General features: G+C 73.3%; 22 protein-coding genes. 12 read left to right on the top strand and 10 right to left on the bottom strand.

What is annotated here, in order from left to right; genetic code table 11:
- The first annotated feature begins 58 nt into the window (after positions 1–58).
- Entirely contained in the window at positions 59–1,264 is a 1,206-nt protein-coding gene (locus Q3W68_RS02210) for an ROK family transcriptional regulator (protein WP_302903853.1), read from the top strand.
- Positions 1,265–1,349: 85 nt separating this feature from the next.
- Here the strand turns inward: Q3W68_RS02210 and Q3W68_RS02205 are convergent, their stop codons facing one another.
- Together Q3W68_RS02205 and Q3W68_RS02200 are read right to left on the bottom strand one after the other, a co-directional pair.
- A complete protein-coding gene (locus tag Q3W68_RS02205) occupies positions 1,350–2,360 on the bottom strand; it encodes an ABC transporter permease subunit (RefSeq protein ID WP_302903852.1) in 1,011 nt (336 codons plus the stop codon).
- Positions 2,357–3,361 carry an ATP-binding cassette domain-containing protein gene (locus Q3W68_RS02200; RefSeq protein WP_302903851.1) on the bottom strand — a complete coding sequence of 335 codons (1,005 nt, stop codon included), beginning with the start codon at positions 3,359–3,361 and terminating at the stop codon, positions 2,357–2,359. Before Q3W68_RS02200 ends, Q3W68_RS02205 begins: the two co-directional genes overlap by 4 nt.
- Before the next feature lie 120 nt (positions 3,362–3,481).
- On the opposite strand from Q3W68_RS02200, the gene Q3W68_RS02195 reads away from it, so the two are divergent.
- Entirely contained in the window at positions 3,482–4,333 is an 852-nt protein-coding gene (locus Q3W68_RS02195; RefSeq protein ID WP_302903850.1) for an ABC transporter ATP-binding protein, read from the top strand.
- Positions 4,334–4,349: 16 nt separating this feature from the next.
- Complete coding sequence (locus Q3W68_RS02190) at positions 4,350–5,246, top strand: ribokinase (RefSeq protein WP_302903849.1); 897 nt, start codon at positions 4,350–4,352, stop codon at positions 5,244–5,246.
- Between the two features lie 45 nt (positions 5,247–5,291).
- Here Q3W68_RS02190 and Q3W68_RS02185 read toward each other — a convergent pair whose 3' ends face one another.
- Positions 5,292–6,056, bottom strand: coding sequence for a hypothetical protein (locus Q3W68_RS02185; protein ID WP_302903848.1), 765 nt, complete (start codon positions 6,054–6,056; stop codon positions 5,292–5,294).
- 66 nt (positions 6,057–6,122) lie between these two features.
- The gene (locus tag Q3W68_RS02180) at positions 6,123–6,602 is read right to left on the bottom strand and encodes a DUF6232 family protein (RefSeq protein WP_302903847.1); all 480 of its coding nucleotides are present in this window, start codon (positions 6,600–6,602) and stop codon (positions 6,123–6,125) included.
- Positions 6,603–6,659: 57 nt separating this feature from the next.
- Here Q3W68_RS02180 and Q3W68_RS02175 point away from each other — a divergent pair, with 57 nt between their 5' ends.
- Positions 6,660–7,091, top strand: a complete 432-nt coding sequence (locus Q3W68_RS02175) for a nuclear transport factor 2 family protein (RefSeq protein WP_302903846.1) — start codon at positions 6,660–6,662, stop codon at positions 7,089–7,091.
- Here Q3W68_RS02175 and Q3W68_RS02170 read toward each other — a convergent pair.
- On the bottom strand, positions 7,037–7,615 hold the full coding sequence (locus Q3W68_RS02170; protein WP_302903845.1) for a DUF6232 family protein: 579 nt from the start codon (positions 7,613–7,615) through the stop codon (positions 7,037–7,039). The two genes, Q3W68_RS02175 and Q3W68_RS02170, sit on opposite strands and share 55 nt — an antisense overlap.
- Positions 7,616–7,748: 133 nt before the next feature.
- Here Q3W68_RS02170 and Q3W68_RS02165 point away from each other — a divergent pair, with 133 nt between their 5' ends.
- Complete coding sequence (locus Q3W68_RS02165; RefSeq protein ID WP_120571337.1) at positions 7,749–8,522, top strand: enoyl-CoA hydratase/isomerase family protein; 774 nt, start codon at positions 7,749–7,751, stop codon at positions 8,520–8,522.
- Positions 8,523–8,592: 70 nt separating this feature from the next.
- The gene (locus Q3W68_RS02160; protein WP_302903844.1) at positions 8,593–10,215 is read left to right on the top strand and encodes an acetolactate synthase; all 1,623 of its coding nucleotides are present in this window, start codon (positions 8,593–8,595) and stop codon (positions 10,213–10,215) included.
- A gap of 55 nt (positions 10,216–10,270) precedes the next feature.
- Here Q3W68_RS02160 and Q3W68_RS02155 read toward each other — a convergent pair whose 3' ends face one another.
- The 3 genes from Q3W68_RS02155 to Q3W68_RS02145 are packed head-to-tail and all read right to left on the bottom strand — an operon-like array spanning position 10,271 to position 11,378.
- Positions 10,271–10,669, bottom strand: a complete 399-nt coding sequence (locus tag Q3W68_RS02155) for a PLD nuclease N-terminal domain-containing protein (protein WP_302903843.1) — start codon at positions 10,667–10,669, stop codon at positions 10,271–10,273.
- Positions 10,670–10,695: 26 nt separating this feature from the next.
- Positions 10,696–10,995, bottom strand: a complete 300-nt coding sequence (locus Q3W68_RS02150; RefSeq protein WP_302903842.1) for a DUF202 domain-containing protein — start codon at positions 10,993–10,995, stop codon at positions 10,696–10,698.
- Positions 10,992–11,378: a YidH family protein gene (locus Q3W68_RS02145; protein ID WP_302903841.1), complete on the bottom strand. Its 387-nt coding sequence runs from the start codon at positions 11,376–11,378 to the stop codon at positions 10,992–10,994. Before Q3W68_RS02145 ends, Q3W68_RS02150 begins: the two co-directional genes overlap by 4 nt.
- Before the next feature lie 41 nt (positions 11,379–11,419).
- Here Q3W68_RS02145 and Q3W68_RS02140 point away from each other — a divergent pair, with 41 nt between their 5' ends.
- From Q3W68_RS02140 to Q3W68_RS02125, 4 genes are all read left to right on the top strand, one after another.
- On the top strand, positions 11,420–12,217 hold the full coding sequence (locus Q3W68_RS02140; RefSeq protein WP_302903840.1) for a GNAT family N-acetyltransferase: 798 nt from the start codon (positions 11,420–11,422) through the stop codon (positions 12,215–12,217).
- Between the two features lie 2 nt (positions 12,218–12,219).
- Complete coding sequence (locus Q3W68_RS02135; protein WP_302903839.1) at positions 12,220–12,624, top strand: hypothetical protein; 405 nt, start codon at positions 12,220–12,222, stop codon at positions 12,622–12,624.
- A gap of 177 nt (positions 12,625–12,801) precedes the next feature.
- The gene (locus Q3W68_RS02130; protein ID WP_120571331.1) at positions 12,802–13,581 is read left to right on the top strand and encodes an electron transfer flavoprotein subunit beta/FixA family protein; all 780 of its coding nucleotides are present in this window, start codon (positions 12,802–12,804) and stop codon (positions 13,579–13,581) included.
- 12 nt (positions 13,582–13,593) lie between these two features.
- Positions 13,594–14,553 (top strand): electron transfer flavoprotein subunit alpha/FixB family protein, encoded by a 960-nt coding sequence (locus Q3W68_RS02125; protein ID WP_302903838.1) that lies wholly within the window; start codon positions 13,594–13,596, stop codon positions 14,551–14,553.
- Positions 14,554–14,648: 95 nt separating this feature from the next.
- Here Q3W68_RS02125 and Q3W68_RS02120 read toward each other — a convergent pair whose 3' ends face one another.
- Positions 14,649–15,422 carry an anti-sigma factor gene (locus tag Q3W68_RS02120; protein WP_302903837.1) on the bottom strand — a complete coding sequence of 258 codons (774 nt, stop codon included), beginning with the start codon at positions 15,420–15,422 and terminating at the stop codon, positions 14,649–14,651.
- Positions 15,376–15,981, bottom strand: a complete 606-nt coding sequence (locus Q3W68_RS02115) for an RNA polymerase sigma factor (RefSeq protein ID WP_120571328.1) — start codon at positions 15,979–15,981, stop codon at positions 15,376–15,378. The genes Q3W68_RS02120 and Q3W68_RS02115 overlap by 47 nt, the downstream gene beginning before the upstream one ends.
- A 241-nt stretch (positions 15,982–16,222) precedes the next feature.
- On the opposite strand from Q3W68_RS02115, the gene Q3W68_RS02110 reads away from it, so the two are divergent.
- Both Q3W68_RS02110 and Q3W68_RS02105 read left to right on the top strand, forming a co-directional pair.
- Positions 16,223–17,056, top strand: a complete 834-nt coding sequence (locus Q3W68_RS02110) for a DUF4397 domain-containing protein (RefSeq protein WP_302903836.1) — start codon at positions 16,223–16,225, stop codon at positions 17,054–17,056.
- The gene (locus tag Q3W68_RS02105; RefSeq protein ID WP_302903835.1) at positions 17,053–17,718 is read left to right on the top strand and encodes a class F sortase; all 666 of its coding nucleotides are present in this window, start codon (positions 17,053–17,055) and stop codon (positions 17,716–17,718) included. Before Q3W68_RS02110 ends, Q3W68_RS02105 begins: the two co-directional genes overlap by 4 nt.
- The last annotated feature ends 69 nt before the right edge of the window (positions 17,719–17,787 follow it).

Raw genomic sequence — 17,787 nt, 5'->3', positions numbered from 1 at the left:
CACCCCTCGGCAGGCGTTTTGTGGTTAGAAAACTTTACTGAAAATTGAGGACGTTGGCATGAGTGCGACCCGGCTGCCCGGCACCCCCCGACTCCTGCGGGCGCTCAACGATCGTGCGGCGCTGGAGCTGCTGCTCGAACGCGGCCCGCTGACCCGGGCCCGGATCGGCGAGCTGACCGGGCTGTCCAAGGTCACCGCGTCCCAGCTCGTCGAGCGGCTGGAGGAGCGCGGCCTGGTCGCCCGGGTCGGCGAGCAGGCCGGCGGGCGGGGCCCGAACGCCCAGCTCTACGCCGTCCGGCCGAGCAGCGCGTACGTGGTGGGCGTGGAGGTGGGCGCGGAGCGGGTGGTGGCGGCCTGCGCCGACATCACCGGCACGGTGGCGGGCCGGGTCGAGCAGTCCACCAAGGACACCGACGACCCGGTCGGGGTGGTCCACAACGCCGTGGTCCAGGCGGCCAGCAGCGCCGGGGCGGAGCTGTCCGCCGTCCGGCGCGTCGTGCTCGGCACCCCGGGCCTGGTCGACCCGCAGACCGGCGACATCACGTTCGCGTTCAACCTGCCGCGCTGGCACAGCGGCCTGCTCGCCGCGCTGCGCGAGGACCTGGACACCCCTGTGGTGTTCGAGAACGACGTGAACCTCGCCGCCGTGGCCGAGGCGCAGTCCGGGGCGGCCCGTGACACCGCCGACTTCGTGCTGGTCTGGGTGGACGCGGGCGTCGGCCTGGCGATCATGCTGGGCGGCCGGCTGCACCACGGCAGCAGCGGCGCGGCCGGCGAGATCGGCTACCTGCCGGTGCCCGGCGCGCCCATCCCGCGCGACGTGTCCAAGCGGGCCAAGCCGGCGTTCCAGCAGCTCGTCGGCGCCGACGCGGTACGCGCTGTGGCCGCCGAGCACGGGTTCGCCAGCCCGGAGGCGGCGGAGCAGGGCGTCGCGGCGGCCCGGGCGGCCGATGTGGTACGCGCGGCCATCGCCGCCGGCACCGCCGGTGGGCCGATGCTCGACGAACTGGCCCGGCGGCTGGCGCTCGGCGTGGCGAGCACCTGCGTGGTGCTGGACCCGCCGCTCGTGGTGCTCGCCGGCGCGGTCGGGCAGGCGGGCGGCGCGGCGCTGGCCGAGCGGGTGCAGCACGAGGTCGCCGCTATCACGCTCGTGCGGCCCCGGGTGGTCACCACCGGGCTGACCGAGGAGCCGATCCTGCGCGGCGCGCTGCGTACCGCGCTGGACGCCGTACGCGACGAGGTGTTCGGCTCGACGGTCGGCTGACCGCGTCGTGCACCCTGGCGCCATGTGAAGGAATCCTTCATCATGGCGTCAGGGTTCGCAAGGAGTTGCCGAAAAGGGCCCTCCCTCAGATCAGGTCGCGGCGGCGGAACACCGTGAACGCGGCGGCAACCAGCGCGCCGGTCAGCCCGAGCAGCACCACCAGGCCCGACGTCCAGGTCAGCGTGTAGGAACCGTCGCAGTAGCCGGAGATCCCGGGGCCGCAGGCGTTGTTGTCCCACAGCCGCACCTCACCGGACAGCCAGGCCGCCAGATAGCTGGACAGCATGTACCGGTCCGGCCGGCCGACCTCCAGGATCTGGAACACCAGCCGCGCCCCCAGCTCCCACACCACCACGTACGCGGCCACCGTGCCGAGCGCCGCCGAGGTGTGCCGGCCCAGCGTGGCGACCGCGAACCCGAGCGCTGCGGCGAGCAGCACCAGCACCAGTCCGCGTACCCAGATCGCGGCCAGCGACGGCCAGAAGTCGCCACCGGTCCGCCCGACCAGGCCGGACGCCTGGCCGATCAACCAGAACGCCCCGAGGTACGCCGCCGACGCCAGCACCGACAGGCCGAGCAGCCCACCCAGCAGCGTGCCGAGCTTCGCGGCGAGCACAGTGGGCCGCCGGGGCCGCCACAGCAGCAGGTTGACCACCCCGCCCGAGTTCAGGTCGGCCCCGATGTAGGAGGCGCCGACCAGGAACCCGAACAGCGTCAGGAACGCGATCAGGAAGTAGAGCAGCGGCTCGGCCTCCTTGGCGAAGACGAACACGCCGGTGAGGTAGTCGGCAGCGCTCGGCAGCTCCTCGATCTGGGCCGGGTCGATCTGGGCGCAGTCGCGCGGCAGGTAGTCGTTCTCGCCCGGCGGGAGCGAGCCCTCCCGGATCCGCAGGCAGCGGTCGTACGTCATCTCCATCTGGCGCACGCTCTCCGCCGCCTGGGCCTGGGCCCGGCTCAGCTCCGCCGGGCCGGGCCGGTGCGAACCGGCGAGCGTGGTCACCACTGTCACCGCGAAGGCGACAGCCAGCAGCACCATCATGAGCTGTACGAAACGCCGGGCGGCCAGCCGCTCCAGCTCGGCACGGACCAGGTTCACGCGTCCACCTCCCGGGTCTCCCGGACGTCGAGGTCGATCACTCCGTCGCTCGGCGGCGCGCCGTCGACCTGCCGCGGCACCGCCAGGTGCTCGTGGCCGCCGGTCAGCTCCAGGAAGACGCTCTCCAGATCCGGCCGCAGCGGGACCAGCTCGCGTACCCACATGCCCTGCTCGCCGAGCGTCCGGCTGATCGTCTCCGGATCCTGCACGCCGGTCACCACCAGGTGGTCCGGCGCTACGGCCACCGACAGGCCGGCCCGGCCCAGCAGCTCCCCGGCCCGCTCCGGGTCGGCCACCCGGACCCGCCACTGGTGCTCGTCGAAGCCGGCCAGCACCTCCTCCACCGGCCCGTACGCGACCCGCTGCCCCCGGCTCACGATCGTCACGTGGTCGCAGATCAGCTGGATCTCGGCGAGGATGTGGCTGGACAGCAACACGGTCACCCCGGCCTCGGCCAGTGACCGGGTCAGGTCACGCATCTCCCGGATGCCGGCCGGGTCCAGCCCGTTCGCCGGCTCGTCCAGGATCAGCAGCTCCGGGTTCTTCAGCAGGGCCGACGCGACCGCCAGCCGCTGCTTCATGCCCAGCGAGTAACCCTTGACCCGCTCGTCGCCCCGGTCGCGCAGCCCGACCTGCTCCAGCACCTCGTCCACCCGGCTGGTCGGCACACCGCCGGCCAGCGCCAGCAGCCGCAGCGTCCGGTGCGCGGTGAAGTTGGCGAAGAACTGCGGGCTCTCCACGATCGCGCCGACCCGCCCGGCCACGTCCGGCAGGTGCTCGGGTGACTCGGCGCCCAGCACGCGCATCCGCCCGGCGTCCGGCCGGACCAGCCCCAGCAACGCGCGCAGCGTGGTGGTCTTCCCGGACCCGTTCGGCCCCAGGAAACCGTGCACCTGGCCCGCCTCGACCAGCATGTCGAAACCGTCGACGGCGACCCGGCGCCCCTGGCGCAGCGTGTGGAACGTCTTGCGGAGACCGGCGATCTCGATGACCGCGCTCATCTGCGCGTCTCCCGGCAGCGGTCGGGCATGGGTGTCCTTCCGGAAGCGGTGACCAACGACACGGCGCCCCACCCTATGGCGGCGGCGCCGCCCGTGGGGGGCGCCGGGCCGGTTGCGTGATTGGATGGAGCGGTGACTGGTGACCTGATCCCCGGCGCCCCGGGCGCCCCCGCCCCCTCGACCGTGGACGCGGATCTGGTGGTCAGCCTCGACGGAGTCGTCGTCAAGCGTTCCGGCACCGCGCTGGTGCACGACGTCGACTGGCGGGTCGAGCTGGACGAACGGTGGGTGGTGCTCGGACCGAACGGCGCGGGCAAGACCACGCTGCTCAACCTGGCCGCCGGGCGGCTGCACCCGACCAGCGGCGTCGCGCACGTGCTCGGCGAGCGCATCGGCCGTACCGACGTCAACGAGCTGCGTACCCGCATCGGCCTGTCCACCGCGACGCTCGCCGAGCGGATCCCCGCCGAGGAGCGCGTCGTCGACGTGGTGGTGACCGCCGCCTGGTCAGTGGTCGGCCGCTGGCGGGAGAGCTACGACCGCACCGACGTGGCGCGCGCCGCCGCGCTGCTGCGCCAGCTCGGCGTCGGCCACCTCACCGACCGCACGTACGGCACGCTGTCCGAGGGCGAGCGCAAGCGTGTCCAGATCGCCCGCGCGCTGATGACCGACCCGGAGCTGCTGCTGCTCGACGAGCCCGCCGCCGGGCTCGACCTGGGCGGGCGCGAGGACCTGGTGGCCCGGCTGGCCGAGCTGGCGTACGACCCGGACGCGCCGGCCATGGTGCTCGTCACCCACCACGTCGAGGAGATCCCGCCGGGCTTCACCCACGCGCTGCTGCTGCGCGACGGCGGCGTGGTGGCGCAGGGCCTGCTCGCCGACGTGCTCACCGCCGACAACCTGTCGAAGACGTTCGGCCTGCCGCTGGTGGTCACGCGGTCCGGCGACCGCTGGGCCGCCCGCGCCGCCTGAGCGACGGGACGACAGAGTGCCGCAGACCCGGATCGCCGTCGTCGGCAGCGCCAACATGGACCTGGTCGGCATCGGCGCCGCCCTGCCCCGGCCCGGCGAGACGGTGCTGGGCGACGACTTCGTCATGCTGCCCGGCGGCAAGGGCGCCAACCAGGCGGTCGCCGCGGTACGCGCCGGCGCGTCCTGCGTCTTCCTCGGCGCGATCGGCTCGGATTCGTTCGGCGTGACGCTGCGCGCCCGGATGACAGCGGCCGGCGTGGACACCGGCCACCTGCGGGTGGTCTACGGCCCGTCCGGCGTCGCGCTGGTGATGGTCGGCGGCGCGGGGGAGAACGCCATCCTGGTCATGCCCGGCGCGAACGCCGCGTTCACGTCGCTGACCGCCGACGAGCTCTCCGCCGTACGCGATGCGGATGTGCTGGTCGCGCAGCTGGAGGTGCCGGTCGAGACGGTGACCGAGGCGGCGCTGGCGGCCCGGGCCGCCGGTACCCGGGTGGTGCTCAACGCCGCGCCGGCCCGGCCGGTGCCGGCCGAGCTGCTGGCGGCCACCGACCTGCTCGTGGTGAACGAGCCGGAGGCGCAGGCGCTCACCGGTCGCGGGCGCGACGAGCCGGCGGCGTTGCTCGACCTGGTGCCCCGGGCGGTGCTCACGCTCGGCGGCGACGGCGCCTGGTACGTCGACCGGGACCGGCCGGCGGCGCACGTGCCGGCGGTGCCGGTGGACGTGGTCGACTCGACCGCCGCCGGGGACGCGTTCACCGCCGCGCTCGCGGTGGCCTGGGGCGAGGGCCGGGGCCTGGCCGACGCGGTGCGCTGGGCGGCGGCGGCCGGTGCGGCGTGCGTGCGCAAGCTCGGCGCCTCGGTGGCGCTGCCGCACCGCGCGGAGATCGACGAGCTGTTCCCCGGGTGTTAGGAAGGGCCCCTTTTACTACCGGAGGCGTTAAGAAGGGGCCCTTCCTTACACCTCGTCGGTGAGGCGCTCGCCGCGGCGGCGCAGCATGCCGAGCCCGGGGATGCCGGCGACCGCGAGCTTGAGATCGCGTGTGACGTCCAGCAGGTCGTGCAGGTCCGGGCCGACCCGGTCCAGCGTGGCCAGGATCGGCAGCACGTCCGAGGTGAGATGGTCCTTGAGCTTCGGCAACTCGTCCACCAGCCGGATCGCGGCGGTCACCTCCTCCGGGCTGAGCTGCTCCACGAAACGCGCCGCCATCGGCGCGGCCCGGCGCAGCGTCGCCTCGTACGCGGTCAGCAGCTCGGTCGCGACGCCCGTCGCCTTCTCGGCGGTGGCGAGGGTGCCCGCCGCCCGCGCGGTCACCGTCTCCGCCTCGGTCACCACACCGGCCGCGGTCCGGGCCACCCGGTCGGCCTCGCCGACCACGGCGGCCGCCGCCTCGGAGACCCGCTGCGCCTCGCCGACCACGACGGTCGCCGCCGCGGCCACCTCGGTCGCCGTGTCGATCGCCGCGGTGGCGGCGGCGCTGATCACCGCCACCTCGCGGACCGCCGTCTCGGCGTCGGTGAGCACCCGGTCGGTGCGGTCGAGCGTGCCCTCGATCCGGTCCACCACCCCGTCGATCCGCCGGACCAGCGCCTCCACCTGGTCGAGGACGGCGAAGGCGCGGGCGGGTACCGAGGCCACCGTGGCGGCCGAGCCGAGCGCCTGGTCCACTGCGGTACGGGTGAGGCCGAGCAGCGCGCCGGGCCGGGGGAGAGGGATCGCCATGACATCCAGTGTGCGGCGTCGCGGCCAGTGCCGCCGGATGAGGTGGCCGCCGCGCGCCGGGCCGGCTCACCGCAGGTCGCCCTGCTCGACGGCCCGCTGCACGGCCCGGTAGATCTGCCCGAACCGCAGCGCGTCCGGCGTGCGGACCAGCATCGTCTCCCGGCCGTGGTGTTGCACCCACAGCTCGTGCACCCGGTTGCCGCGCTCGTAGGAGCGGTCCAGCCAGCCGAGCGGCACCTCCAGGAACGGGGTGAGCGCCAGCCCGGCCACCACGAACGCGGCCAGGATGATCAGGGCGAGCTTCCACTCGCCCCGGTCCTGCGCGGACCAGGCCAGCGAGAGCACACAGACCACAGCGACAAGGGGTGGCAGCGACAGCAGCAGGACCAGCACCCCACGGCCCAGCACCCGCCCCCGTACGGCGAGCGTGGTGGTGCCGCGCGCGTGCCAGACGTACGTGACGTCGGCGAGCGCGACGGCCTGACCGCCCGCGTGGATCGCCTCGGAGGTGACCTGCACGGCGTCGTCCCGGTAATAGAGGACCATGAATCAGCGTAACCGCGCGGGGCGGCGTCGGCGATCGCGCGCCGCTAGGCTGGCGGCATGACGGACCGGAACGGGGCCGGAACCGCGGGTGACGAGCAGGCGCGCAACGTCGAGGTGGTCAAGCGCTACCTGCGCACATTCGTCACGAAGGATCTGGCCGAACTGGCCGAGGTGGTCGACGAGGACGTGGAGATCTACGGCTCCGGCACCGCGGTACGCGGCCGGCGTTACCCCGAGGCAGCCGTCTCCTCGCCCGGCCTGACCGTGCTCGACCAGGAGATCCGGGAGATCTTCGCGGCCGGGGACCGGGTGGTGGTGTCGCTGGCGCAGACGTACCGGCGGGACGCGACAGGGGCGACCACCGTGCAGAGCGCCTGCAAGATGTACCGCCTGGCCGGCGGCCGGATCGTGCAGTTCTGGGGCGAGCAGGACACCTACGGCCTGTTGCGCGGGCTCGGCCTGCTGCCGGACGAGCCGATCACGTTCTGACCCGCCGTGGAAGGGCCCGGCGTGGAAGGGCCCGGCGCGGCCCGACCCGGCCCCGGACGGCTCGGTGCGGACGGCAGGCTCTCCATGGCCCGCTGCACCGCCCGGTAGACCTGGCCGAAGCGCATCGCGTCGCGGGTGTGCAGTAGCCGTACCGGCCGGCCCCGCCACTGCGCCCACATCTCCATCTCCCGGCTGCCCCGGGCGTACGAGCGGTCCAGGTGTTCGAAGAGGAAGTCGGCGAGCGGCCCGACCGCGAGGCCGAGCAGCACCGAGGCGCCGACGATGGCGATCGTGACCACCGCCGAACGCTGGAGCCACACGGCCAGCGCGATGCCCAGCACGGCGGCCACCAGCGGCCCGGCGAGCGCGGCCCCGATCGCGCCGCGTCCGGCCAGCACCCGCCAGGAGCGGTCGCCCCGCCGGTGCCACACGGTGGTCAGTTCGGCCAGCGGGTAGCTGCGCCCGTCCACCCGTACCGCTGTGGAGGTGACCTGGACGGAGCGGTCGTCGTAGTAGGTGATCATGGCCTCACTCCCGGTGGCGGGGCGGCGGCGACTCCGGCGCGGCGACCTGGGGAGTCGCCGACACCACACTGTCTACCCCAACGAGGCGAGTCGTAAGGTTGGCACGCGACTTCGACGAGGAAGTGAGGGCAGCGTGGGCGAGTTCGTCAGGCTGGAAGTGAAGGACGGCATCGGCACCATCCGGCTGGAGCGGCCGCCGATGAACGCGCTGAACACCCAGGTGCAGGAGGAGTTGCGCGCCGCCGCGTCGGCGGCCACCGCCGACGCCGAGGTCCGCGCCGTGATCGTGTACGGCGGCGAGAAGGTCTTCGCGGCCGGTGCGGACATCAAGGAGATGGCCGACATGTCCTACGTGGACATGGCGGAGCGTGCGGCCGACCTGTCCAGCGCGCTCGGCGCGATCGCCCGCATCCCGAAGCCGGTGGTCGCGGCGATCACCGGGTACGCGCTCGGCGGCGGCTGCGAGCTGGCGCTGGCCTGCGACTGGCGGATCGTCGCCGAGGACGCCAAGCTCGGCCAGCCGGAGATCAAGCTCGGCATCATCCCCGGCGCCGGCGGCACCCAGCGGCTGGCCCGCCTGGTCGGCCCGGCCCGCGCCAAGGACCTGATCATGACCGGGCGGATGGTCGACGCCGCCGAGGCGCTGCGGATCGGTCTGGCCGACCGGGTGGTTCCGGCCGCCGAGGTCTACGACGCCGCCGTGGCGTACGTGAAGCCGTTCCTGACCGGGCCGGTGCAGGCGCTGCGCGCGGCGAAGGCGGCTGTCGACGGTGGTCTGGACATGGACCTCACCTCGGGCCTGGCCTGGGAGAGCCAGCTCTTCGCGGCGCTGTTCGCCACCGACGACCGGCGTGAGGGCATGGCCGCGTTCGTGGAGAAGCGCAAGCCGGGCTTCACCGGTCGCTGACGCGAGAGCTGTTCACATCCGCGATACCGGCCAGTAGCGTGACCCCGGTCGGTCGACGAAGGGGAATGGCATGACGGAGCGGATCGAGGGCCACGGGGGCGATCTGGCACTCGCGGCACTACGCGCGCACGGCGTACGGGAGATGTTCACGCTCTCCGGCGGGCACGTCTTCCCGCTCTACGACGCCGCGCACAAGGCGGGTTTCCCCCTCTACGACGTGCGGCACGAACAGTCGGCGGTGTTCGCCGCCGAGGCGGTGGCCAAGCTCCAGCGCCGCCCGGGCCTGGCCGTGCTCACCGCCGGTCCCGGCGTCACCAACGGGGTGTCCGGCCTGACCAGCGCGTTCTTCAACGCCTCGCCGGTGCTGGTGCTCGGCGGGCGGGCGCCGCAGTTCCGCTGGGGCTCGGGCAGCCTGCAGGAGATGGACCACCTGCCGCTCGTCGCGCCGGTCACCAAGCACGCCGAGACGGTGTTCAGCGCCGACGACATCCCGCGCGCGGTGTCGGCGGCGCTGACCACCGCGCTCACCCCGCACCGGGGCCCGGTGTTCCTGGACTTCCCGTTGGAGGCGGTCTTCTCGGTCGGTGACGCCGACCTGCCGTCGGTCACCCCGCCCGCGCCGATCGAGCCGGACCCGGACGAGGTGGCGAAGGCGGCCCGCCTGATCGCCGGCGCGTCCCGGCCGGTGATCATCGCCGGTTCGGACGTGTACGCGGGCGACGCCGTCGAGGCGCTGCGCGCCGCCGCCGAGTCGCTGCGGGTGCCGGTGTTCACGAACGGCATGGGCCGGGGCGCGTTGCCGCCGGAGCACCCGCTCGCCTTCGCCAAGGCCCGCCGGGTCGCGCTCAAGGGCGCCGACGTGGTCGCGGTGATCGGCACCCCGCTGGACTTCCGGCTCTCCTTCGGCGACTTCGGCGACGCCCAGGTCGTGCACGTGGTGGACGCGCCCAGCCAGCGGGCCGGGCACGTGCAGCCGGCCGCCGCGCCCGCCGGTGACCTGCGGCTGATCCTCGGCGCGTTCGCCGACCACACCGGTGACCGGGCCGACCACGCCGACTGGATCGCCGAGCTGCGGACCGCCGAGGACGCGGCGAAGGCCCGGGACGCGCAGGAGATGGCGGCCGAGAGCGACCCGATCCGCCCGGCCCGGATCTACGGCGAGCTGCGCAGGGCGCTCGCACCGGACGCCATCACCATCGGCGACGGCGGCGACTTCGTGTCGTACGCCGGGAGGTACCTGGAGCCGGCCCAGCCCGGCACCTGGCTCGACCCCGGCCCGTACGGGTGCCTCGGCACCGGCATGGGCTACGCGATGGGCGCCCGGGTCAGCCACCCGGACCGGCAGATCTGCGTGCTGATGGGCGACGGCGCGGCCGGCTTCTCGCTGATGGACGTGGAGTCGCTGGTCCGGCAGAAGCTGCCGGTGGTGATCGTGGTCGGCAACAACGGCATCTGGGGGCTGGAGAAGCACCCGATGCGGGCGATGTACGGCTACGACGTGGCCGCCGACCTCCAGCCCGGCCTGCGCTACGACAAGGTGGTCGAGGCGCTCGGCGGTGCGGGCGAGACGGTGGAGAAGGCGGCCGACCTCGGGCCCGCGCTGGGGCGTGCGTTCGACTCGGGCGTGCCGTACCTGGTGAACGTGCTGACCGACCCCGCTGACGCGTACCCCCGTTCGTCGAACCTGGCCTGAACACGGCGCGTGCGGGCCGCCCGCCGGATGACCGGCGGGCGGCCCGCGGCGCGTGTCAGACCTCGGGGCGGTCCCTGTCGTCCGGGCGGCCGCGCAGCTCCTCCTCGCGGCGGCGCAGGTCCTCCTCCCACAGCCGCAGCCGTTCCTGGTCCTCGCGGCGGGAACGCTCGTCCAGCGAGGCGAGGAACTCCGGGTCGTCGTCCGGGGCGAGCGGGCGGCGGGACGGGGCGGCGGGACGGAACGTTCCGGTGGCGCCGTCGGTCCCGGCCGGGCGCTCGCGGCCCACCAGGAACCAGGCGATCGAGCCGACCAGCGGGAAGAACAGAATGATCAGCACCCAGATCATCCGGGGCAGCGCCTTGACCTTCTCCTCGTCGGCGGAGAGGCAGCTGATCAGCGCGCACACGGCGAGGACGATCTGAACCAGGAAGAGCAGCACGTAGAGGCGGGCCATGCCTCATGATGGCTCACCGGCACACGTCAGTGCACCCCGCCGAGCACGTGCGCCACGCCGAGCACCGCCAGCCCGGCCGCACCGAGCGCGGTCAGCGGCACCGACCAGCTGTCGAACCGGCGCGGTCCGGTGCCGGTGGCCCGGTGCCAGGTCACCACGAGCACGGCGAGCCAGAGCACTACCGCGACCCCGGCCGGCGCCGCGTCCGCGGCCCGGCCGCTGAACGCCGGCCGGAGCTGGAGCAGCAGCACCGCGGTCAGCGTGAGCAGCGTCCGCCGCCAGGCCAGCCGGGTGCGCTCGGGCTGCAGGCCGGGATCTCGGGTCACCCCGCGCCGCCCAGCAGTACCGCGGCCACCAGCAGCAGCGCGCCGACCGCGACGATCAGCGCCAGCACGGCCGGGAAGCGGGACGCGGGCAACTCCTCGTTGAGCCGCATGGCGCGTTCGGTGCGCGCCCAGTGGTCGACCGCCCGGATCGAGACGGCCGCGCCCAGCAGCAGCAGGACGATCGCCAGCGCCTCGCGCAGGTGGGCCAGGCGCAGCGGGGGGAGGAACTGCGCGGCGGCCAGCCCGCCCGCCACCAGCGCGAGACCCGTTCGCAGCCAGGCCAGGAACGTCCGTTCGTTCGCCAGCGAGAAGCGGTAGTCCGGCGGGGTGCCGACCGAACGCAGCTCACGCCTGTCGAACCAGCTCTTGATCGACTCCCACACGCCGCCGATTATCCGCTTTGCCCCGCGCCTAGCCTGAGGGGATGACCGATCTTGACGCGCGCGAGCTGCGCGACGCCTACGACAACCAGGTCCGACCGGAGCTGCCGGACCCGCTGCCGGCCGGGGTGACGGTGGAGCGCGACGGCCCGTTGTTCCGCGTGCTCGGTCTCGACCACCGCGGCTTCCTCACCTACCGGACGCTCGACGGCCTGGCCGGCGCCGAGCTGGACGCGCTCATCGCCCGGCAGGTCGAGGTCTTCCGGGCCCGGGGCGAGTCGGTCGAGTGGAAGCTCGCCGGTCACGACGAGCCGGCCGACCTGGCCGACCGGCTGCGCGCCGCCGGGTTCGTGCCGGAGGACCAGGAGACCGTCGTGGTCGGGCCGGTCGCGCCGCTCGCCGCCGCCGTCCCGGTGCTCCCCGAGGGAGTACGCCTGCGCGAGGTCACCAGCCGGGCCGACCTGGAGCGGATCGCCGCCATGGAGGAGGAGGTCTGGCACGACGACCGCAGCCACCTGGTGATCGGCCTCGCCCGGGAGATCGAGGCGGACCCGCAGTCGATCACGATCGTGGTGGCGGAGGCGGGCGAGACGGTGGTCAGCGCCGGCTGGATCCGCTATCAGCGCGGCACCGGCTTCGGCAGCCTCTGGGGCGGTTCGACGCTGCCGCAGTGGCGCGGGAAGGGCATCTACCGGGCGCTCGTGGCGTACCGGGCGCGGCTGGCGCAGCAGCGCGGCAAGACGCTGCTCCAGGTCGACTGCTCGCCGGACAGCCGCCCCATCCTGGAGCGGCTCGGACTCGTTGCGGTCACCACCTCCACGCCGTACGTCTACACTCCGTGATCATGGAACGGTTGACGGCGGACGAGCGGCTCACCCTGAAGACCGGCGCGTTCGGTGCGGTGTTCCTGGTCTCCAACGCCGTGCCGGGGGTGCTGGCCATGGTGCGGGAGAGCTTCGCCGCCTCCGGCGCGCTCGCCGAGGTGGGGGGCGTGGTCAAGGAGGCGCTGACCACCGGGCCGCTGCCGCAGCTCCCCCGGGACTCGGTCATGGAGATCGAGTCGGTGGTGCTGCCCGCTCTGGGCCGGTCGGTGGAGATCCTGCGCGCCAAGTCGCCGGGCGACGTCGAGACGTACCGGTCGGTGGTGCTGGCCGCGGCGGAGCGGGTGGCGCAGGCGCACCGGGGGATCGAACCGGCCGAGGCGGCGGCGATCGAGAAGATCAGGCAGGCGCTGGCCGAGCCGGCGTGACGGTGGTGAGTTGCGTCACTCCGGCCCGCCGGGGTGGCCATGCTACTTGCGGGTAACATTGCGCTCGTGGGGAAGTGCACAGCTGCCCGCGGTTGACCCACGTTGCGTCACGCGGGAGGCTGCGCCCGTGACCGGGCGAGTGATCGCTACACCAAACAGGAGGGTCGTCGAAGCGCGATGAACATCGTCGTACTCGTCAAGCAGGTGCCCGATTCGGGCGCGGACCGCAACCTGCGTTCTGACGACAACACCGTCGACCGCGGTTCGGCGAACAACGTCATCAACGAGATGGACGAGTACGCCATCGAGGAGGCGTTGAAGATCAAGGAGGCGCACGGCGGCGAGGTCACCATCCTGACCATGGGTCCGGACCGGGCGACCGAGTCGATCCGCAAGGCGCTCTCCATGGGCCCGGACAAGGCCGTCCACGTCGTCGACGACGCCCTGCACGGCTCCTGCGCGGTGGCCACCTCGAAGGTGCTCGCCGCCGCCCTCGGTCAGCTCAACGCCGACCTGGTCATCTGCGGCGCCGAGTCGACCGACGGCCGGGTGCAGGTCATGCCGCACATGATCGCCGAGCGGCTGGGCGTGGCCGCCCTGACCGGCGCGCGCAAGCTCACCGTCGACGGGGCGAACCTGACCGTCGAGCGGCAGACCGAGGAGGGCTACGAGGTGGTCACCGCCTCGACCCCGGCCGTGGTCTCCGTCTGGGACACCATCAACGAGCCGCGCTACCCGTCCTTCAAGGGCATCATGGCGGCCAAGAAGAAGCCGGTGCAGACGCTCTCCCTGGGCGACCTGGGCGTGGCCCCGGCCGAGGTGGGCTTCGACGGCGCCACCAGCGCCGTGGTCGAGCACTCCAAGCGCCCGCCGCGCTCCGGCGGCGAGAAGATCACCGACGAGGGCGAGGGCGGCGTGAAGCTGGTCGAGTTCCTCGCCACCGAGAAGTTCGTGTGAGAGGTCTGGGACATGTCTGAGGTTCTCGTCGTCGTCGAAGCCACCCGGGAGTTCGGCGTCAAGAAGGTCACCCTGGAGATGCTCACCCTCGCCCGCGAGCTGGGCACCCCGAGCGCTGTCGTCCTCGGGGGCGCCGGCGCCGCCGAGGCGCTGAGCGCCAAGCTCGGCGAGTACGGCGCGGAGAAGATCTACGCCGCCGAGGGCGAGGAGATCGACGGCTACCTGGTCGCCCCGAAGGCCACCGTGGTCGCCGAGCTGGTCAAGCGCGTCCAGCCGGCCGCCGTGCTGCTCGCCTCGTCCCAGGAGGGCAAGGAGATCGCCGCCCGCCTGGCGGTCAAGCTGGACAACGGCATCCTGACCGACGTGGTCGGCCTGGCCGCCGACGGCACCGCGACCCAGGTCGCGTTCGCCGGCTCCACCATCGTCAAGTCCAAGGTCACCAAGGGCCTGCCGCTGGTCACCGTCCGGCCGAACTCGCTCGCCCCGGCTCCGGCCGCGGCGACCCCGGCCGTCGAGCAGCTCACCGTGTCGGTCACCGACGCGGACAAGCTGGCCAAGGTCGTCGACCGGGTCGCCGAGCAGAAGGGCTCCCGCCCCGAGCTGACCGAGGCGTCGGTGGTCGTCTCCGGCGGTCGCGGTGTCGGCAACGCCGACAACTTCAAGCTGGTCGAGGAGCTGGCCGACCTGCTCGGCGGCGCGGTCGGCGCGTCCCGCGCGGCAGTCGACTCCGGCTTCTACCCGCACCAGTTCCAGGTCGGCCAGACCGGCAAGACGGTCTCCCCGCAGCTCTACGTCGCGCTGGGCATCTCCGGCGCGATCCAGCACCGGGCCGGCATGCAGACCTCGAAGACCATCGTCGCGGTGAACAAGGACGCCGAGGCGCCGATCTTCGAGCTGGCCGACTACGGCGTGGTCGGCGACCTGTTCAAGGTCGTCCCGCAGGCCGCCGAGGAGATCCGCAAGCGCAAGTGAGCGTGGCATGAAGAGGCCGCCGCCCGGTGCACCGGGCGGCGGCCTTTCTCGTAGGGAGCTGATCGGCGGGCCGGGGAGCTGAGCCGGCCCGCCGATCAGCCCGTCAGGGTGCCCCTCAGGAGGCTGTCACCGGAGTGATCGGGCTTGTTGTCGTACTGCTCGGCGCTGATGTCGACCACGGTGTAGGTACGCAGGTCGACGTTCGGGGGAATCGGCAGCAGCGCGTCCCCTGATCCGTTGCTCAGCGTACCCACGGAGAACATCTTCATCGTGTTCGGATCGATCAGCCAGACCTCGTAGTACCCCGGAACGGTCGGGAGATTCGTCACGTGCAGATGCAACCGGTTGTCACCGAGCACCCGGGCGTCGCCGGAGGCGTCCTTCGGCGTCGAACCGAACGCGGCGAGCGGCGCGCTGGCCACCACCGGTGGCTCTGGGTCCGTCTGCTCACCGCCGCCACCGCCGAGCACCGCGGCGGTGCCGGCCACGCCGATCACCGCGGCGGCGGTGGCGGTGACCGCCGTGGTCGCCCACCCCGGCCAGCGCCGGCTCCGCCGCGGACGACGTGCCACGACGGGTACGGCGGCCGGCTCCACCGGGTCGGCCGGGCGCGGCAGACGCCGCTCGGTCAGCGCCGGCAGCTCCTCGGCGGCCCGGATCTCGGCCACGATGCCCTGCCAGATGTGCTCCGGCGGGTCGGGCAGGTCGGCCAGGCCCTGGGTGCCGGCGCCGAGCCCGGCGACGTGCTGGAGCGTCTCCATCTCGCCCCGGCAGTGGTCGCAGGTGTCCAGATGGGTGGCCTCGCCGTCAGCCGCCTCGCTCTCACCGAGCGCCAGAAAGACCAGCCGGTCGTGGTCCAGGTGCTGCACCGTCCACCTCCCATCTGCGTTTCAGGCTCTGCATGCCGCGTCTGATGTGACTCTTGACGGTGCCTAACGGCACTCCGGTCACCGCCGCGATCTGCTGGTGTGTCAGGTCGTCGTAGAACGCCAGCTCGAGCATCCGGCGTTGTTCGTCGGGGAGCCGGGCCAGTTCGTCGGCGACCACCAGCCGGTCGACCACGGTGTCCGGGTCGGGGCCGGTGGAGACCGGCTCCGGCAGTTGCTTCACCGTCTCGACCACCCGGGTCTCCCGGGCCGCGGCCCGGATCCGGTCGACCACCTTGCGCCGCCCGATCCCGAGCAGCCAGCCGACCAATGAGCCTTTCGCCGGGTCGAACGTCTCCCGGCCGAGCCAGGCGGCGACGAACGTCGCCTGGGTCACGTCTTCGGCGTCGCTGCGGTTCACGAGCGTCGTGGTGGCCAGGTGCAGCACCGCCCGCCCGTACCTGTCGTACGCCTCTCGCAGGGCCGCCTCGTCGCCGTCGCGGAACCGGGTGGCGAGGTCGTCCTCGCCCGGCGGTTCGGGGCCCTGCCTGGCCGCCGTCACCGGGCGGCTCGCCTTCCGTGGGGCATGCCCGACTGTAACTCCCACAGCCCCCGCCCCACTCTCCCGGTGTGTCCCGTCACGACCCTCGTCACCTCTCCTTCGTCGCCGGAGCCTCCGGCGGATGCGCCCGGAGACGGGAAAAAGAAATCGGATCCGGCCGCATCCGGGGGCGACGGAGCCGGCGTAACCCGTTCTGCAAGCCAGGCCTGACGAATCAGCACCAACCACCAGGAGGCAGACAATGCAGTACGCGATGTTCCGTCGGGTCGCCGCGGGCGGCGCGGTGGCCGCCCTCACCTTCGCCGGCGTCGGCGCCGCCACCATGAGCCCGGCCTACGCCGCCTCGTCGAAGGTCTCCGTGGTCCACGGCATCCCGGACACCCCGGTCGACGTGTACGTCAACGGCGAGAAGACGCTGAACAACTTCAAGCCCGGCGACGTGGCCGGCCCGCTCACCCTGCCCGAGGGGGACTACGACATCGCCCTGACCAAGCCCGGTGAGGCGATCGACAAGGCGATCCTGAAGGTGGACGACGCCGCGGTGCCGGGCGGGGCGAACATCAGCCTCGCCGCCCACCTGAGCGCCGCAGGCGAGCCGCAGATCACCCCGTTCGTCAACGACGTGTCCAAGGTGGGCGCCGGCAAGGCCCGGCTGATCGTCCGGCACACCGCCGCCGCCCCGGCCGTCGACGTGCGGGCCGGCGGCAAGCCGGTCTTCGAGGGCCTGACCAACCCGAAGGAGGCCAAGGCGGACGTGGCCGCCGGCTCGGTCGAGGCGGACGTGGTGCTCGCCGGCACCGACACCGTCGCCATCGGCCCGGCCGACCTGAACCTGAAGGAGGGCACCGCCACCATCGTCTACGCGATCGGCTCGGCCGAGGCGAAGAACCTGAGCGTGGTCGCCCAGACCGTCAACGGCCTGCACTCGGCGCCGGGCGGCGTGCCCAGCGGCACCGGCGGCCAGGCCGGCACCGGCGTGGACACCTGGTGGTACGTGCTGGCCGGAGCCGGCGTGCTGCTCCTGGTCGGCGGCGGGGCGCGGGTGGCGGCAACCGCCCGGGCCGGTCGCCGATGACGGTGCGCAACCGCGGGGCGCTGGCGGCGATGGCCGCCGGCGCCGCCGCGCTCACCCTGGCGACAGTGGTGGCGTGCGGCTCCGACAGCGCCGAGGACGTCGGCGGCGACGAGGTGACGGCCCTGGCCAGTGCCACGCCCACGCCGGCCCCGGTGGCGACCGGCGGCGGCTCGGTCCCGGTGAACCCGGGGACGCTGCCGGCCGACAGCGAGATCGTGCCGCCGGTGAAGCTGAGCATCCCGCCGATCCGGGTCACGGCGACCGTCAACCCGGTGGGCGTCAACGAGCGCACCGACGAGTTCGAGGTGCCGCCCAGCGTGGACCAGGTGGGCTGGTACCGCTACGGGCCCGGCCTGGAGGCCGGCGCCGGCTCGGTGGTGATCGCCGGGCACGTGGACAGCGCCGAGCAGGGCAAGGGGGCGTTCTTCCGGCTGCGTGAACTGGGCCAGGGGGACGAGCTGACCGCCACCGGCTCGGACGGCCGCGAGCGCTCCTACCGGGTGGTGGCCCGGGAGGAGTACCGGAAGTCGAAGATCCCGCTGGAGCGGTACTTCGCGCGCGACGGCAAGCCCCGTCTCACGCTGATCACCTGCGGCGGGCCGTTCGACGCGAAGACCCGCAGCTACCGGGACAACATCGTGATCACGGCGGTTCCCGCGTGATCACGGCCGTTCCCGCGTGAGCGGGCCGGACCGCCCCGGGTGGGACGGGGCGGTCCGGCCCCCGGCACC

Origin of the sequence: Micromonospora sp. C28ISP2-4 (genome assembly GCF_030519385.1) — a bacterium.
Lineage (GTDB): Bacteria > Actinomycetota > Actinomycetes > Mycobacteriales > Micromonosporaceae > Micromonospora > Micromonospora tulbaghiae.
Note: the sequence above shows the minus strand (reverse complement) of the source record. Positions and strands in the feature narration are given on the sequence as shown.

Coding starts and splice junctions, on each gene's coding strand:
- Q3W68_RS02160 (WP_302903844.1), top strand. CDS start 8,593: ATGACGGAGCGGATCGAGGGCCACGGGGGCGATCTGGCACTCGCGGCA.
- Q3W68_RS02125 (WP_302903838.1), top strand. CDS start 13,594: ATGTCTGAGGTTCTCGTCGTCGTCGAAGCCACCCGGGAGTTCGGCGTC.
- Q3W68_RS02135 (WP_302903839.1), top strand. CDS start 12,220: ATGGAACGGTTGACGGCGGACGAGCGGCTCACCCTGAAGACCGGCGCG.
- Q3W68_RS02200 (WP_302903851.1), bottom strand. CDS start 3,361: ATGAGCGCGGTCATCGAGATCGCCGGTCTCCGCAAGACGTTCCACACG.
- Q3W68_RS02185 (WP_302903848.1), bottom strand. CDS start 6,056: ATGGCGATCCCTCTCCCCCGGCCCGGCGCGCTGCTCGGCCTCACCCGT.
- Q3W68_RS02175 (WP_302903846.1), top strand. CDS start 6,660: ATGACGGACCGGAACGGGGCCGGAACCGCGGGTGACGAGCAGGCGCGC.
- Q3W68_RS02105 (WP_302903835.1), top strand. CDS start 17,053: ATGACGGTGCGCAACCGCGGGGCGCTGGCGGCGATGGCCGCCGGCGCC.
- Q3W68_RS02130 (WP_120571331.1), top strand. CDS start 12,802: ATGAACATCGTCGTACTCGTCAAGCAGGTGCCCGATTCGGGCGCGGAC.
- Q3W68_RS02155 (WP_302903843.1), bottom strand. CDS start 10,669: ATGGCCCGCCTCTACGTGCTGCTCTTCCTGGTTCAGATCGTCCTCGCC.
- Q3W68_RS02140 (WP_302903840.1), top strand. CDS start 11,420: ATGACCGATCTTGACGCGCGCGAGCTGCGCGACGCCTACGACAACCAG.
- Q3W68_RS02170 (WP_302903845.1), bottom strand. CDS start 7,615: ATGATCACCTACTACGACGACCGCTCCGTCCAGGTCACCTCCACAGCG.
- Q3W68_RS02110 (WP_302903836.1), top strand. CDS start 16,223: ATGCAGTACGCGATGTTCCGTCGGGTCGCCGCGGGCGGCGCGGTGGCC.
- Q3W68_RS02210 (WP_302903853.1), top strand. CDS start 59: ATGAGTGCGACCCGGCTGCCCGGCACCCCCCGACTCCTGCGGGCGCTC.
- Q3W68_RS02180 (WP_302903847.1), bottom strand. CDS start 6,602: ATGGTCCTCTATTACCGGGACGACGCCGTGCAGGTCACCTCCGAGGCG.